This is a genomic window from Flavobacterium sp. LM5 (genome assembly GCF_002017945.1).
In the GTDB taxonomy this organism is placed as follows: Bacteria; Bacteroidota; Bacteroidia; order Flavobacteriales; family Flavobacteriaceae; genus Flavobacterium; species Flavobacterium succinicans.
Map to the genome: position 1 here is coordinate 101004 of NZ_MUFX01000003.1, position 16686 is coordinate 117689.

Here is a 16686-nt window from a genome sequence, read left to right on the forward strand (position 1 = left end):
ATTAAAACACATGAAAAGATTTTTGCCTTGGATTATTGCAGCAGTAGTTATTTTTGGAATCTATAGCTGGGTGAAAGGAATTAACAACACAGCTGTGGGTTACGAGCAAACCATCAACGAAGCTTGGGGAAATGTAAACACTTCCTACCAAAGAAGAAATGACTTAATTGGCAACCTTGTCAACACAGTAAAAGGAGCTGCTGATTTTGAAAAAAGCACTTTGACAGCCGTTATCGAGGCTCGCGCCAAAGCGACTTCCGTAACAGTGGATCCAACGAACATTACACCAGAACAATTAACAGCATTCAACTCAGCACAATCAGGTGTTTCCTCTTCATTATCTAAATTATTGGTTTCTGTAGAACGTTACCCTGACCTTAAAGCTAATGCTAACTTCTTGAAATTACAAGACGAATTGGCTAGTACTGAAAATCAAATTTTGACTGCTAGAACTCGTTTTAACGAAGCGGTTAAACCTTACAATACGCACATAAAAACCTTCCCTAACTCTATTTTTGCTGGAATGTTTGGCTTTAAAGAAAAAGCCTATTTCCAAGCTGTTGAAGGTGCAGAAAAACCTGTGGAAGTTAAATTCTAAACCTCCCCAACCCCTCCGAAGGAGGGGCTTTTTTTATACCAATAAAAAAACTAAACAAATGTCAAAAGTAGAAGACTTTTTAACTAAAGAAGAGGAAAGTGCCATAGTAGAAGCCATTCGTGTGGCCGAGAAAAATACTTCGGGCGAGATTAGAGTTCATATAGAAGCTACCACTTCTCTTGATGCTTATGACCGTGCTATGGAGGTTTTTCACGAACTCAATATGGATGCTACTGAATTACAAAATGGTGTACTCATTTATCTTGCAGTGAATGACAAAACCTTTGTAATCTGTGGCGATAAAGGTATAAACGATGTAGTAGCTGCTGATTTTTGGAACTGTACGCGAGACGCTATGATTAACCAGTTCAAAGTAGGCAATTACAAACAAGGTTTAATTGATGGTATCCTGAATGCTGGCGAACAACTCAAAAAACACTTTCCTTGGCAAGAAGGCGACACCAACGAATTATCAAATGAAATTTCTAAAGGATAATGAAAAAAAAGCAGAAGGCAGAAGGCAACAGACAACAGACGATAGGAAAACTATTTCTTTTTATTTTACTTTTATTAAATAGTAGTTTTTTATCAGCTCAATTTACCATTCCAGAAAAACCTAGTGCTCAAACTTCGGTGTATGATTACGCCAGTCTTTTTGATGCTAATGAAAAAGCCCAACTAGAAGAAAAACTTGTACGCTATTCTGATTCAACTACAACACAAATTGTGGTTATCACGATTGAAAGTTTAAAAAATGAAGACATCAATCAATTAGCGACCAAATGGGCACAAACTTGGGGATTTGGTCAAGCCAAAGAAGACAATGGAGTCATTCTTTTAATTGCAAAAAATGACCGAAAAATTGCGCTTCAAGCGGGTTATGGTCTAGAAGACAGACTGACTGCAGGTATTGGCGGTGAAATCATCCGAAATATTATTCTTCCAGAATTCAAAGCAGGCAGCTATTATAATGGCGTCGACAAAGGAACCGATGCCCTATTCGATGTTTTTAAAGGCAAATACAAAGGAGAACGAAAAAAAGCAAAAGGAGATAGTTTTCCTATTCTTCCCCTTATCTTTATTATTGTCATGCTCATAATTTTGTTCTCTAAAAACAAAGGCGGAGGCAATTCTGGAAACCGAGGCGGCGGCGGCCCTAGCCTACTAGATGTCATCATTTTAAGTAACCTTGGCCGTGGCGGCGGAGGTGGATTTGGTGGTTCATCTGGCGGAGGTTTTGGCGGTGGAGGATTCGGTGGAGGATTCGGCGGTGGCGGATTCTCTGGAGGAGGCTCAAGTGGAAGTTGGTAAGTAAAACTTCTACTTTAGTGTCAAAACACATTCACAAAAGCATAAAAAAACAGCGCAATGATAACACATTGCGCTGTTTTTATTTTAAAACAAAAAAACTTGTTATTCAGTAGCTTGCTTATTGAACAAAAAATATTTTTTAATTCTACTAATTTTGTAGAATTAATAATATATATTTGCTCCCGAAATATTTTCAACCCAAAATAAGACTACAATGAAAACGAATCAAAAGAATGCTTATTCAAAGGAAAAGCTAAAAAAGAAACAAGTATCAATTATTAAAATTAGTGATTGTATGATGTGTATGTGCCTAGCCAAATAAAAATTTATAATTTAATTCGACTATTTACATATAATTTATATAATAATGAAAAATATCTATACAAAAACACTATCAACCCTACTTTTAATTTTACTATTTTCAACTTCCTATGGCCAAAGCCTTTTAGAGGGAGAAATTAGAAACGATGACAACGCACCTATAGAAGGTGTCAATATATTTATAAAAGGAACTACCAATAGTTCCACCTCTGATGCTAATGGTAAGTTTTCCATTCAAGCCAAAGCTTTACCATTTACCATTATTGTGCAATACGCAGGTTTTAATACCAAAGAGATTAAAATCACCGAATTACCTACTAATGCAAAACCATTACAAATAAATATCTCTACTGGAGAAGAAAAAGTATTATCTGAGGTAGTGGTTACCTCAAGACGTAGAATAGAAAAAGCTCAAGATATTCCCATTGCCATTTCAGTTGTAACAGGCAAACAAGCAGAACAAGCTGGGGCATTCAACGTGAATCGTCTAAAAGAATTGGTTCCGTCTGTTCAATTGTATTCTTCCAATCCAAGAAATACTGGAATTAACATTCGTGGTCTGGGATCTCCTTTTGGACTGACTAATGACGGTATTGACCCAGGTGTTGGTTTTTATGTAGACGGTGTTTACTTCTCTAGACCTGCCGCTACAACCTTAGATTTTATAGATGTAGATCGAATTGAAGTATTGCGTGGTCCGCAAGGTTCTTTGTTTGGAAAAAACACAACTTCGGGTGCATTTAACATCACTTCTCGCAAACCTAGTTTTACTTCAGATGCTGACTTTGAAGTGAGTTATGGTAATTACCAGTTCATTCAAGCCAAAGCCTCTGTTACAGGAGCTTTGAGTTCTAAAATTGCTGGTAGAATATCATTCTCTGGTACTCAACGTGATGGATTAATCGAGAATATTGTAACAGGAAGAGCTACTAATACACTAAACAACCAAGGAATTAGAGGACAATTACTTTATACTCCTTCTGAGAGAACAAATATACTATTCGCAGCAGACATCACTTTGCAACGTCCTGACGGATATGCTCAAGTAGTGGCTGGTGTTGCTCCTACACAAAGAGCGGCTTACCGTCAATTTAATGCCATAATTGCTGACTTGAATTACCAACTTCCAAGCTTGAATGCTTTTGACCGCAAGATTGACCACGACACCCCTTGGCGCTCTGGACAAGATTTAGGTGGCGCCTCTTTAAATATTGACACAAAAATTGGTAGCGGAACACTTACCTCAACAACAGCTTGGAGATTCTGGAATTGGGATCCATCGAATGATAGAGACTTCACAGGTTTACAAGTATTGGCATTATCACAAAACCCTGCCCGACATACTCAATTTACGCAAGAAGTTCGCTATGCAGGACAATTAAGTTCATCGTTAAGTGGTGTGGTAGGTTTGTTTTTCATTGACCAAGAAGTAAAAGGAAGAGGAAATGAAGAATCTGGAAAGACACAATGGCGATTTGCTCAAAGTACTACTAGCCCATTATGGAGAACACCAGGTCTTTTTGAAGGATATGGTATAAGAACCAACTCGAATGTACGTTCAACAAGTGCCGCTGTATTTACTCAATTGGATTGGGCAATCACTGAAAAATTACACGTACTCCCAGGTTTACGATATAATTATGACAAAAAAGCTGCTGATTACGACCGTAAAACCTACGGAGGGCTTCAAACAACAGACCCAGCTTTACTTGCACTTAAAAGATTGGTTTATACAGACCAAGCGTTCACTTCAAGTACTGATGACACAGACTTTTCAGGAAATTTAACCGTGAACTACAAAGTATCCGATAAAATCAATGCGTATGCTACCTATGCAAAAAGTTATAAACCGGTTGGTGTGAATGTAGCAGGACTTCCGACTATTGCTGGCCAACCAGCTCTTGACCTTGCAGTTATTAAACCTGAAAGCGTTAACCATTATGAATTCGGTATAAAAAGTTCACCTATTAAAAATTCGGTTTTGAACTTGACCTTCTTTAATACTGAGATTAAAGATTTCCAAACCAATGTGCAAGCGGCTGAATTGGGTGTAAATCGTGGCTACCTTGCCAATGCTGATAAAGTAAGAGTAAAGGGTATAGAATTAGATGCTAGTTTTATACTTAACAAACACTTTAGCTTTAACGCTGTCGGTACTTATAGCGATGGAAAATATGTTACATTCACAAACGCCCCATTGCCACTAGAAGAAACTGGAGCTGCGGTATCGTTTAAAGATGTTTCTGGAACAGACTTGCCAGGAGTTTCAAAATGGGCAGGAAGCCTTGGGGGTGAATACACTAAAAATGCTAAATTTTTCGGAAGCATCGGTAAATTCTTCATTGCCCTTGATAGTTTTGCTCGTTCTGAATTCTCTTCAAGCCCTTCTGCATCGAAATATTTGGTAGTACCAGGTTATGCTATATTTAATGGTCGTTTGGGGTTCCGTGTTGCAGATGGTTTGTCGGCGTACATTTGGGGACGCAACTTATTCAACAAAGATTACTACGAACAATTACTTCCTGCTGGTGGAAATTCAGGGCAATATGCAGCAGTACTTGGTGACCAAAGAACGTATGGTGTCACCTTAAAATATTCTTTATAGTGTAAATGAACTTCATTTTTTTACTTGATTTTGAGCCGTCTGAAATTACTATTTTAGATGGCTCTTTATCATAAACATCTATCTTACTTTACTCTCTAAAACGAAATGATGAAGCATTTTTGGGAAAAATCTTTTCAAATAAATCCCTAAAACTTCTTTACCTCCAATATAAGCTTCAAATTTATTGGCTTCAATAGCCTTAATCATTTTAGAAGCAAAGACATCCACGGGCATTCCGTTTTGTGTCGCTTCATCATTTGATTTTTGAGCTTCTCCGCTTGCGGTTAAAGCATTTATAGCAACATTAGTTTGTACAAAGCCAGGACAAATAAGTGTGACTTTTATATTGTCTTTTTCATGTTCCATACGTAAAACATCGAAGAAACCATGTAATGCGTGTTTTGCTCCGCAATAACCTGAACGATATGGACTTCCAAATTTACCCATTAAACTGGTTACAGTTACAAAATGACCTTTCTTTCGTAGTATAAAATGCGGCAAAAGCGCTTTTGTTAAGGCCACCGTTCCCAAATAATCGACCTCGATCAATTTTTTATCAACTTCAAAATCAGTTTCAGCAATTAAAGAGCGTTGACTAATTCCACCATTATTAATCAAAATATCAATGGAACCAAAAAATTGCAAGGCTTTAGAAACAGTACTTTTGGATGCATCAAAATCAGACAAATCAAAAGGAAGCACCACAACATCAGTGCTATTACATTTTTCCTTTACTTGCTCTAAAGCTTCCAGATTTCGCCCAGACAAAATAAGCTTTGCCTGTTTTGAAGCTAAAGCATAGGCTAATGCCTCCCCTATTCCACTTGAAGCACCTGTAATCCAAATTACTTTTCCAGTTACATTCATAACATTTTGATTTTTTACTAAGATATAAAATAAAACATTTTTTTTGCACTATTCTATTCGTAGACTTACATTTACAAAAAAAATATTTTGAAAAAAAAGTTCCTTATTCTTCTCTTTTTATCCTACTTTTTTTCCTTTTCTCAATCAGAAAAAAACATCGACCACCAAAGCATTCTTTGGACTCGGTATTATAATCTACTAACTTTAAATGACAATTGGTCCATTCATACAGAGTTTGACAATCGCGTTTTCTTGAAACCAATTGCTGAAAATCTATTTGTTTTTAGAATCCAAGGTAGATACAAATGGAATTCAAATATAGAAACTGGAGCTGGTTTCACTTACTTTTCGGTTTATACACAAGACCCAAAACAGGACTTTGATTTTGAAATTCCTGAATATAGAGGACAGCAGGATGTAACGTATAAGTTCAATCTAAAAAAAATAACCCTCAACCAAAGACTACAAGTTGAAGAAAGGTTCATACACAACGCTTCTAAGACAGGACTTACAGATGGCACTACCTTCAGTTGGCGATTTCGCTACCGATTGCAAGCAGAATTTCCGTTTTGGGAAAAAGAAAAACAATATCTCAAAGCAATTGTATTCGACGAGATTATGCTAAATGCTGGAAAAAGTATCATCTACAACACCTTCGACCAAAATAGAATCTATGGTGCCTTACAATATGGCATCAACAAAAACATTGCTATTGAACTTGGCTATCTAAAAAGCTTTCAACAACGTCCTAGCGGGGTCGACTATTTCAATAGAGACATCATCAGACTGAGTATTTTTCATAAAATGCATTTATAAAAAAAAAGACCAAAACACTTTTTATGTTTTGGTCTTTTAAACTTATTACTTTTCTCGAATATAAATATCAATCGGAACACCAGAAAAGTCCCATTGTTCTCTAATTTTATTTTCTAAATAGCGTTTGTAAGGTTCTTTTACATATTGCGGCAAATTCGCAAAAAATACAAATTGCGGTGTAGCCGTTGGCAACTGCATACAATATTTAATCTTCACATATTTACCTTTAGTAGCTGGCGGTGGATATGCCTCGATAACCTTCAACATAAATTCATTAAACTTAGAAGTAGGTATTCTTTGTTGTCTATCCTCATATACTTTTACAGTCGCTTCTAATGCTTTCAACAAACGTTGTTTGGTCAAAGCCGAAACAAAAAGAATTGGCACATCTGTAAATGGCATCAATTCCTTTTTAATTTTCTCTTCGTAATCACGAGTAGACATCGTATCTTTTTCTACCAAATCCCATTTGTTTACCAAGATAACAACACCTTTTCTGTTTTTTTCAGCTAACCAAAAAATACTTTGATCTTGTCCTTCAAAACCACGAGTAGCATCAATCACCAAAATACAAACATCTGCGTGTTCAATAGCACGAACGGAACGCATTACAGAATAAAATTCTAAATCTTCTTTTACTTTGGCCTTACGACGAATTCCAGCTGTATCTACTAAATTAAATTCAAAACCAAAACGATCAAATTTTGTATCAATAGCATCACGAGTAGTTCCCGCAATATCCGTCACCATAAAACGATCTTGACCAATCAAAGCATTGATAAAACTCGACTTTCCAGCATTAGGACGTCCTACTACAGCAAAACGAGGCAAAACTACTTCTTCTTTTACAGGCTCAGGTTTAACTGGAAAAGCTTCAATCAAAGCATCCAACAAATCACCTGTTCCACTTCCAGAAATACTTGCAAAAGTAAAATACTCTCCTAATCCTAAATTATAAAACTCTACTGCGTCTTTCTCACGCATCGCATTATCTACTTTATTCACGGCCAATAAAACAGGCTTAGTCACTTTACGCAACAACTTTGCTACCGTTTCATCCATCGGTGTAATTCCCTCTTCTACATCTACCACAAAAACAATCACATCGGCTTCATCTATTGCCAATTCAACTTGTTTGCGGATTTCTCCCTCAAAAACATCATCAGATCCGCGGACATATCCACCTGTATCTATCACAGAAAACTCTTTTCCGTTCCACTCGCTTTTACCGTAATTTCTATCTCTGGTTACCCCAGAAACCGAATCTACAATAGCTTCTCTTCTTTGTATCAGCCTATTAAAAAGGGTTGATTTCCCTACATTAGGTCTTCCTACTATCGCAACAATATTATTCATTTTATTCGTATTCAAATAGTTATCCTTAGCGCACACTTTTGCGGTTAAGGCGTGCAAAGGTAGTGTTTAAAACTATGAGAATCAATTTTTTTGATATATTAGCACAACTAAACTATACCCAACCCAATATCCCAAAACCATGGACCCAGATAACGAAATTAGATTACGCCTACGATTTTACAAAGACATCACCGAAAACACTGACGCCGTTCGCGCAAAATTCGAAAAATTCATTCATGAAAAATCCCCTGATTATTATGCCAAAATCAGAGGCTATCACATTTGGCTCAACATCAAAGGTGATAAAAAAAGATATTGGTCACCCCATTTGCATCTCGAATTAGAAAAAAAATCCGAAAACGAAACCCATATCCGTGGCCTCTTCGGGCCAGACCCAACGTTGTGGACCTTATTTATGTTTCTGCATTTTATGATTGCAGGTACTTTCATCGTGTTTTGCGGTATTGCCTACACACATTATGTCCTCAAAGAATCCACACAATGGGATTTAATCGTACTTTCTATGATGATTTTTGCTTGGTTTCTCCTCTATGTCATCGCCCGACAAATAAGATCCAACGGCGAAAAACAAATGAACGACTTAGAAAAAGTGTTTTTAAAAATAATTGAATCTTAATCATTAAAAACCAAAAAAATATGAAAATCCGATTACTAGTAGTATTTATACTTTTTGCGTCTTGCACCAATACTACTCAGTACGGAATGCTAGACACTGACCCAAATTTAATTCAGAAAGATTTTATGCAATGGTACACCTATCATTACAACACCATTATTCTATCATCTGACTTCAAGTCAATTGACGAAAACTATAACATCATCAACAAAGAAATTTTCTTAAAAAAGCTAATATTAGGAAAATACATTCCAATTCAATTAGTATCAAAAAACGGTCAACAATTTTACCAACTATTCAAATTAGACCCAAACTGCGATCCAAACATACCAAGCACTATTAAAAACGAAAGTTTACAATCCTACCACAATTTCAAAAAAGAAGGCACATCAATTCCACATTTTAACTTTAAAGATCTAAAAGGAGTTAAATACAACAATGAGAACACAAAAAACAAAATAATAGTTTTAAAATGTTGGAACCTACATTGTCAAAAATGCATCGAAGAAATACCTGAACTCAATTCATTAGTAGAGAAGTACAAAGCCAGAACAGACATTGTATTCATAAGTTTAGCTGATGACAGCAGTCAAAAATTATCGAGCTTCCTAACCAAAAAGAAATTCAACTATGCCGTAGTATCAAATCAAGCGTTATTCATAAAAAACACTTTAGGAATTTCGACATTTCCTACGCACATCATCATCAACAAACAAGGAAAAATTTCAAAAGAAGTGACTACTTTTAAAGAACTAGCAATTGCGTTACAAAAAGAAGCTCTTAAATAAGTAGCCATTCCAGCTCTCCATTACAACTCCTCGTTCCAAAAAACTGTGGTTCTAATGCGCTTGAAGGAGCTTCCGCTGGTCGCTCTGCAACCACAAGAACCACTAGTTTTTGGTACTCCGGGGTTTCCATTACGATCTGGGCTAAAAAAAAATAGTAGAGACAGGTCGCGACCTGTCCCTACTATTTTTTCAAACATGCGTTCGGACAGGTTTCAACCTGTCCCTACTGATTATATCCGAAACGATTCAACATATTGGCATTGCTTCGCCAATTTTTGTACGGACAGGTAGCGACCTGTCCCTACTGATTATACCCGAAACGCTTCAACATATTGGCGTTGCTTCTCCAATTTTTATTCACTTTCACATACAATTCAATATGAATTTGTTTGCCAAAGAATTTTTCCAAATCAACACGGGCATCCATTCCTACTTTTTTCAAAGCGGCACCTTTATGCCCAATGATAATTCCTTTTTGTGTATCACGCTCTACCATAATCAAAGAGCGAATACGAATAATAGTATCTGTTTCCAAAAATTCTTCGGTAACAATTTCTACAGCATAGGGAATCTCCTTACTGTAATTCAACAATATTTTTTCGCGAATAGTTTCGTTTACAAAGAAACGTTCCGGTTTATCTGTTAATTGATCTTTAGGATAGTAAGCTGGAGATTCAGGTAACAAAGCAATGATTCTTTGAAACACTTCAGGAACATTAAAATTCTGCAAAGCCGATATTGGATAAATTTCCGCATTTGGAACTTTGGCGGTCCAAAAAGCGACTTGTTCTTCCAATTGCTCTTGATTTGAATTGTCAATTTTGTTCAACAACAACAAAACTGGAATTTTAGAATGGATAATTTTATTAAAAAAAGCATCATCCTTTAATTCTTGTTCGCCAATTTCCACCATATAAATCAAAACATCGGCATCTTCAAAAGCAGATTTTACAAAATTCATCATAGATTCCTGCATTTCGTAAGCAGGCTTGATAATCCCAGGTGTATCCGACAAGATCAATTGAAAATCATCTCCATTTACAATTCCTAAAATTCTATGTCTGGTAGTTTGTGCTTTTGAGGTAATAATAGACAATCGTTCCCCAACAAAAGCATTCATTAGGGTTGATTTACCCACGTTTGGATTTCCAATTATATTAACAAAACCGGCTTTATGTATCATTTTAAATATATTTATTTTTACTTCGTATAGTCCGTAGTAAAAGATCATCGCTACAAAGGTAGCCATATCAACCCAATAGACGAAATAAAACATTTTTTTAATATTATGATTGGATTTCAAGAAAACCGTTGTATATTTGCACCCGAAACAACGCGGGATAGAGCAGTAGGCAGCTCGTCGGGCTCATAACCCGAAGGTCACAGGTTCGAGTCCTGTTCCCGCTACTAAGTTAATTTTACTGAGATTACAAAACGCACATCGCGGGATAGAGCAGTAGGCAGCTCGTCGGGCTCATAACCCGAAGGTCACAGGTTCGAGTCCTGTTCCCGCTACTAGAAAACACCACTTGAAAAAGCTGGTGTTTTTTTTTGATTACACTATTACCCCTACAATAGCACAAAAAAAACCCGCCAAAGCAGGTTTCTTTATCACTAAATATAAACATATTAACAAAAAATCATATTGTTTCTAGCAAAACTATCTTTCCTTTTGAAGTAAGCATTGTTAAATTCAAGGCATCTTTATTCCATAATTCTTCAGAGACAGGACCTTTAAAATTATTGTATGATATATTAAGCTCTCGCAATTTCTTCAATTTTTCTAGCCCTCTAGGAATCAATCCTTTCAATTCATTATCAAACAAACTCAACTGCTCTAAATCACTCAATTTTGCTACATTATCATGAAGCACGCCGTTGAAATGATTACCGTTGAGCAAAACAGTTTTTAAAGTTCTAATTGTATATAAAGAAACCGGCAATTCTCCTTCTAAATCATTGTTATATAAAGACAAAACTTCAAGTCTAACCAATTTACCAATGCCAGTAGGCAAATTCCCTATCAACTGATTCATTCCCAAATCTAACTCCAGTAAAGAATCTAAATTTTCAATAGTACTAGGTATCGCTCCTTGTAAATTATTTTGAGAAAGATTTAGAGAATTCAACTGAACTAAATTACCAATCGCTTTAGGAATGATTCCCTCGATTTTATTTTGTTTCAGATGCAACTTTTTCAAAAAAACCAAATCACCAATAGCAGCAGGTACAGTTCCTGAAAGATTATTACCCGACAAATCAATTCCAACCACTTTACCCTCTTGTACCGTAACACCATACCAAGTAGCTACAGGAGCTGCTAAATTCCACTTAATTTTCCATGTATTTCCATTGGTACTATAATACAACTGCAACAAAGCATCACGCTCTTTAAAAGTAACCGATGCAAAAGCGCTTGTCGAAAAAGACAACAACAAGAAGAAAAAAACTTTTTTCATAACATGTTAACTATATCTTAATTTTATTTTCTAAAAGTAAGGCAGACAAAGTTTAAATACAAATAAAATCGACCAAATGCATCAATAAAAAAAATAAGCACTGTAATCCTACAAGAATTTAAAAAAGTGCAATTTATTTTTTTTTGTACATTTGAATACTAACCTAAAAATGAATCAATTATGGAAATGAATTTTCAATCGCTATTTGTAGCAGCTTTGCTTACCCTTTTTATTGGATTTGTTTGGTACCATCCAAAAGTATTTGGCACCATTTGGATGAAAGAAGCAGGACTAACAGAAGATCAACTTAAAACTGGAAACATGTTGAAGATTTTCGGACTTACTTACCTGTTTTCTTTGTTTATTGCTTCTATTGAAATGACATTAACTATTCATCAAATGGGAGCATTAGGAATGGTTGGAGGTCCCTCAAAAATGAACGAAGTACTACCTTCCTTTACCGCTTTTATGGCTGATTATGGAACCGCCTTCAGAACCTACAAACATGGCGCATTGCATGGATTCATCTCTGGATTGTTTTTTGCGTTTCCGATGATAGCCATCAATGGACTATTTGAAAGAAAATCTTGGAAATATATTTTTATTCATGCGGGCTATTGGATCATCACGCTAACCTTTATGGGAGCCATTATTTGCGGATGGAAATAATTGAGAACTGATTCGTTTTAATTTATTTGGAACGAATCAGTTTTTATACAGGATTTTTTTAGCAATTTTCCATTATATCACTTCTTTTTTTGCGTACTTCCACAATCCTTACTTTTTTAGTTTAAATTTGCTTTCGAATCAATATTTCCCTTTTTGAAAGCATCGCTTACCTTTATTATATATCATTCCTCCAAAAAATTACCTGAGCACTGGGACACTATCGCTAGTAATAATACCTTTTTACAACGTGATTACTTAGAAATTTTAGAAGTCTCTTGCCCGACAATATGCAATGTTTTTTTATTGGGATATTTGACAGCGATAAATTGGTTGGAGTAGCAATAAGTCAATTTTTAGATTTAAAAAAACTAGCCTCCTTTGGAGAACGAGATAAATGTATAAAAACCATTCTACGAAACTTCCTGTTCAAACAATTTTCCTCCCATGTACTATTTCTTGGAAACTGTATGCTCACGGGCGAAAATGCCTATGCTTTTTCTCCTTCTATTCCTTTTGAACAAGGTCTAACTGCACTTTTTGAAGCCAGAAAAAATATTGAAAAAAAATTAAAAGAACAAAAAATAGAGGTTCATCTATTGACAAGTAAAGATTTCTCTAAATCAGAAATAGAAAAGATCAATCAAACTCCTTTTCGTTCTGTTTTTCAATTTACTACACAACCTAATATGATTTTTTCAATTCCTGAGCACTGGAAAACAGAACAAGATTATATACAGGCATTGAACAAAAAATACCGAGATCAATACAAAAGAGCTAGAAAAAAATCAGAAGGGCTCACAAAACGAAAACTCTCTTTGGACGAAATTGAACAGCACCAAACTTTAATTTACGAACTATATTATCATGTAGCTAAAAATGCTCCTTTCAATTCATTTTTCTTGTCAAAAAATCACTTTATTGAATTAAAAAGAATTTGGAAAGATGACTTTCTTTTTTATGGCTATTTTATAGAAAACAAACTAGTAGGATTTAATACCTTGATTAAAAATGGTGAAGCCATGGATACCTATTTTTTAGGTTATGATGAAAAGATACAACGCGAAAAAATGCTATACCTGAACATGCTATACGACATGATTGCATACTCCATCAAAAAAGAATTCAAAACAATAATCTTTGCCAGAACAGCCCTAGAAATCAAAAGTTCTGTAGGAGCCAAACCAGAGACAATGTTTGGATTGATGGAACATAAAAATCCTATTATTAATTATTTTCTGCCTCATTTATTCAAATACTTAGAACCCAAAACCATTTGGATCGAAAGAAATCCGTTCAAGTAAGCCCTTAAAAAAATGCCCTCATGATGTATTTCAGAGGGCATTTTTATTGTTTTGAAAAAGCTACAAGCTTGTCACTATAAATTCACTTCTTCTATTCATTTGATGTTGCTCTTCGGTGCAGTTAGACTGGTTTGTTGGTTCGCAACCACAGTCGTTTACCAATTGTGATTCTCCGTATCCGCGTCCGGTTAATCTGGATTTGTCGATACCTTTTGAGACCAACCAAGCAATTGTTGCTTTGGCTCTACGTTCAGATAAAGCCATGTTGTATTTGGCTGTTTGTCTGCAATCGGTATGCGAGCGGATGTCGAGTTTCATCGTTGGGTTTTGTTGTAACGCATCGAGTATTTTGGCCAAATCCAAAGCCGCTTCACTACGAATATTGGACTTGTCTAAATCAAAATAAATCATTTTGATCCCAAAACATTTCCCTAAATCATCGCCAATAGCTACTTTGCATATAGCACTTTCTAATGCCAAATTCACCATACTTTCACCCGATGTGGCTGGGATTTTTATTTTGCTTTCATTGGTTTTATAGTCGGTTTTACTTGCTCTTACAATGTAGGTACGTCGACATTCAATGGCAAATGTATAATTACCTTGATCATCTGAGGTGGTGGTGCCAATGACTTTGTATTGCTTGTTGAGCAACGTAACTGTTGCTCCTGCTAAAACTTCTCCAGTATCGCTATCAGTGATTTTTCCTTTTAAAACTTGTTGGCAACGACTCTTGCTGGTAAAGCGATAAATATCATCGGAACCCATACCTCCTTCACGATTCGAGGTGAAAAATCCTTTATTGGTCTCGCTATCGCGGTAATATGAAAAATCATCTTTGGGAGAATTCACCTCCGCTCCATCATTCTCTACTTCGCCAAAAGTACCATCAGCATTGATTTTGGCTGTAAAAATATCCAAACCTCCCAATCCAGGATGACCATCTGAAGCAAAATAAAACTGATTATCATTGGTCACAAAAGGAAACGTTTCTCTCCCCTCGGTATTGATCTCGGGACCTAGATTGGTCGGTTCGCCAAAAGTTCCATTGCTATTAATAGCTACTTTATACAAATCAGATTGTCCAAGAGTACCTGGTCTATCTGAAGCAAAATAAAGGGTTTGCTCATCAGGACTCAACGCTGGGTGAGCCGTACTGAATTGATCGCTATTGAAAGGCAATTCGGTAACATTGGTCCATCTTTGGTTCACTAGCGTGGCTTTGTATATTTTAAGTAGTGTAACCTTATTGACATCTTTACCTTTTTTACCATCCAAATAGTTGTTTCGGGTAAAATACATGGTGTTCCCATCTTTGGTAAACACAGGGGTAGCTTCATGAAATTTAGAATTCACATTCGCATCATAGCGTTGTGCAAGGGTTGGCACCAGTTCACCATCTACGGCTGCTGCGTACAAATTGGTAAAGTGTTCTCCGGTCCAAGCGTGTTTGTGTTGGCCTACTCCGCCGGTATCTCTAGCTGATGCAAAAACCAATTTATTGTCCACAACTGCACTGCCATAATCTGAATATTTAGAATTGATACCCGCATTGGCAATGGTATACATTCCCACATTGGCTTTGATGTCTTCTAAATAATCCGTGTTATTTTGTAAGCGCTTGGCTCGGCTGTCGTTACTAGCTTTTGCTTCAAATTTGGATAAAACTTGAGCTGCTTCTTTGGTCTTGCCCACGGCCTTTAACGATTGTGCATAACGATAGTAATATTCTGGCGCCAATTCTGTTGCCATTTCATACAATTGTCCATACCATTGAGAGGCTTTCTCAAAATCAGCATTAAAATAATAGGCATTCCCTAATTTCTCGAACATCTCGGCAGATTGATACCCTTTGTTAGCTAATCGCTCGTAGGTTTGAATCGCATCTACATAGGCATAGTTACCGTAGTTTTTGTTGGCCGAAGAAACTTTGGCTTTTTGAGCATAACTATTCCATGAAGAAAAAATTAGCGCCAATATTGTGAAGAGGATAGTATTTTTCATAATCAACTTTTAAAAGAATCGAGGCGTTAGTATTTTGTTACTGTTCTTAAAAATCTCGTAGCGCAAGAATATCTCATGAGAGCCTGAATTGTAATTCTCTAAATTGGTCGTTTCTAAATCATAACCGTAGCCAATATACATTCCATCGCTAACTTGAAAACCAACCATGGCACTCATGGCAGCGCTCCATCGGTAAGCAACTCCAAGCGTAAGTTTTTCAACAAACATAAAGTTGGCAGAAACATCCACTTGCAAAGGCGAACCTTCTACTACTTTGGTTAAAAAAGCGGGTTTGAATTTGATATCGCTCGACAAATCAAAAACATAACCTCCAATGAAATAGTAATTTATTCTTTCTTTGAAAATCGCTACTTCATTATCATTATAGCGATTGGTTTGAATGAAGTTTGGAACCGAAAGTCCCAAGTAGGCTTTGTCGGAATGGTAGTAAATCCCCGCTCCTACGTTAGGAGTAAATACATTTCGCAAATTTTGAAATTGTGCATCGCCTTGGTTCACTGGATTCAATTTACTCGCGTTCAAATTAAACAGATTAGCCGTAGCTTTCATTCCAAAAGACAATTTGAAATCCGCTGATGTTTGAATGCTATAGGATAAATCGGCTGAAATGGTGTTTTCATTGGTTGGTCCTATTTTGTCATTCACAAACGACACGCCCAATCCTAAATTGCTATTGCTAATTGGAGTATTAATCGAAACAGCATTGGTCGTGGGTGCTCCATCAAGCCCTACCCATTGGGTACGATGCAAGGCAAAAATACTCATGGCACCACGACTTCCAGCATAGGCAGGATTGATATTAATGGTATTGTACATGTATTGGGTAAACTGTGCGTCTTGTTGACCATAGCTCGCCGCCGCTACTAACAATAAAAGGAAAGAAGTTAATCTTGTTTTCATATGCTTTTATTTTTAGCCTGAGAGCAAGCTCTC

15 protein-coding genes and 2 tRNA genes are annotated in these 16686 nt (G+C 36.2%); 11 read left to right on the forward strand and 6 right to left on the reverse strand.

Annotated elements, in window-relative coordinates; translation table 11 throughout:
- Positions 1 to 10: 10 nt before the first annotated feature.
- From BXU11_RS11145 to BXU11_RS11160, 4 genes are all read left to right on the forward strand, one after another.
- Positions 11 to 598, forward strand: a complete 588-nt coding sequence (locus BXU11_RS11145) for a LemA family protein (protein WP_024982001.1) — start codon at positions 11 to 13, stop codon at positions 596 to 598.
- A 58-nt stretch (positions 599 to 656) separates the two neighbouring features.
- Positions 657 to 1094, forward strand: a complete 438-nt coding sequence (locus BXU11_RS11150; RefSeq protein ID WP_078212592.1) for a TPM domain-containing protein — start codon at positions 657 to 659, stop codon at positions 1092 to 1094.
- Positions 1094 to 1909, forward strand: a complete 816-nt coding sequence (locus BXU11_RS11155) for a YgcG family protein (protein WP_078212593.1) — start codon at positions 1094 to 1096, stop codon at positions 1907 to 1909. Before BXU11_RS11150 ends, BXU11_RS11155 begins: the two co-directional genes overlap by 1 nt.
- Positions 1910 to 2276: 367 nt before the next feature.
- Positions 2277 to 4835: a TonB-dependent receptor gene (locus tag BXU11_RS11160; protein WP_078212594.1), complete on the forward strand. Its 2559-nt coding sequence runs from the start codon at positions 2277 to 2279 to the stop codon at positions 4833 to 4835.
- Positions 4836 to 4913: 78 nt separating this feature from the next.
- On the opposite strand, the gene BXU11_RS11165 is transcribed toward BXU11_RS11160, so the two are convergent.
- Positions 4914 to 5702: an SDR family oxidoreductase gene (locus BXU11_RS11165; RefSeq protein WP_078212595.1), complete on the reverse strand. Its 789-nt coding sequence runs from the start codon at positions 5700 to 5702 to the stop codon at positions 4914 to 4916.
- A gap of 87 nt (positions 5703 to 5789) precedes the next feature.
- On the opposite strand from BXU11_RS11165, the gene BXU11_RS11170 reads away from it, so the two are divergent.
- Positions 5790 to 6518, forward strand: a complete 729-nt coding sequence (locus BXU11_RS11170) for a DUF2490 domain-containing protein (protein ID WP_223253728.1) — start codon at positions 5790 to 5792, stop codon at positions 6516 to 6518.
- A 45-nt stretch (positions 6519 to 6563) separates the two neighbouring features.
- Here BXU11_RS11170 and der read toward each other — a convergent pair whose 3' ends face one another.
- Positions 6564 to 7874, reverse strand: a complete 1311-nt coding sequence (gene der, locus BXU11_RS11175; protein WP_024981997.1) for a ribosome biogenesis GTPase Der — start codon at positions 7872 to 7874, stop codon at positions 6564 to 6566.
- Positions 7875 to 8013: 139 nt separating this feature from the next.
- Between der and BXU11_RS11180 the strand changes: the two genes are divergently transcribed.
- Together BXU11_RS11180 and BXU11_RS11185 are read left to right on the forward strand one after the other, a co-directional pair.
- Complete coding sequence (locus tag BXU11_RS11180; protein WP_078212596.1) at positions 8014 to 8511, forward strand: hypothetical protein; 498 nt, start codon at positions 8014 to 8016, stop codon at positions 8509 to 8511.
- Between the two features lie 20 nt (positions 8512 to 8531).
- Positions 8532 to 9299, forward strand: a complete 768-nt coding sequence (locus tag BXU11_RS11185; protein WP_078212597.1) for a TlpA disulfide reductase family protein — start codon at positions 8532 to 8534, stop codon at positions 9297 to 9299.
- Between the two features lie 301 nt (positions 9300 to 9600).
- On the opposite strand, the gene era is transcribed toward BXU11_RS11185, so the two are convergent.
- On the reverse strand, positions 9601 to 10482 hold the full coding sequence (era, locus tag BXU11_RS11190) for a GTPase Era (RefSeq protein WP_078212733.1): 882 nt from the start codon (positions 10480 to 10482) through the stop codon (positions 9601 to 9603).
- Positions 10483 to 10633: 151 nt separating this feature from the next.
- On the opposite strand from era, the gene BXU11_RS11195 reads away from it, so the two are divergent.
- Positions 10634 to 10706, forward strand: a tRNA-Met gene (locus tag BXU11_RS11195).
- A 35-nt stretch (positions 10707 to 10741) separates the two neighbouring features.
- Positions 10742 to 10814 (forward strand) — tRNA-Met (locus tag BXU11_RS11200).
- Positions 10815 to 10939: 125 nt separating this feature from the next.
- Here the strand turns inward: BXU11_RS11200 and BXU11_RS11205 are convergent.
- On the reverse strand, positions 10940 to 11758 hold the full coding sequence (locus BXU11_RS11205; protein WP_024981993.1) for a hypothetical protein: 819 nt from the start codon (positions 11756 to 11758) through the stop codon (positions 10940 to 10942).
- 180 nt (positions 11759 to 11938) lie between these two features.
- On the opposite strand from BXU11_RS11205, the gene BXU11_RS11210 reads away from it, so the two are divergent.
- Both BXU11_RS11210 and BXU11_RS11215 read left to right on the forward strand, forming a co-directional pair.
- On the forward strand, positions 11939 to 12427 hold the full coding sequence (locus BXU11_RS11210; RefSeq protein ID WP_078212598.1) for a DUF1761 domain-containing protein: 489 nt from the start codon (positions 11939 to 11941) through the stop codon (positions 12425 to 12427).
- Between the two features lie 467 nt (positions 12428 to 12894).
- On the forward strand, positions 12895 to 13728 hold the full coding sequence (locus tag BXU11_RS11215; protein ID WP_369803207.1) for an 8-amino-7-oxononanoate synthase: 834 nt from the start codon (positions 12895 to 12897) through the stop codon (positions 13726 to 13728).
- Between the two features lie 60 nt (positions 13729 to 13788).
- Here the strand turns inward: BXU11_RS11215 and BXU11_RS11220 are convergent, their stop codons facing one another.
- Positions 13789 to 15732: an OmpA family protein gene (locus tag BXU11_RS11220; protein WP_078212599.1), complete on the reverse strand. Its 1944-nt coding sequence runs from the start codon at positions 15730 to 15732 to the stop codon at positions 13789 to 13791.
- A gap of 9 nt (positions 15733 to 15741) precedes the next feature.
- Positions 15742 to 16653, reverse strand: coding sequence for a type IX secretion system membrane protein PorP/SprF (locus BXU11_RS11225; protein WP_078212600.1), 912 nt, complete (start codon positions 16651 to 16653; stop codon positions 15742 to 15744).
- Positions 16654 to 16686 lie beyond the last annotated feature (33 nt).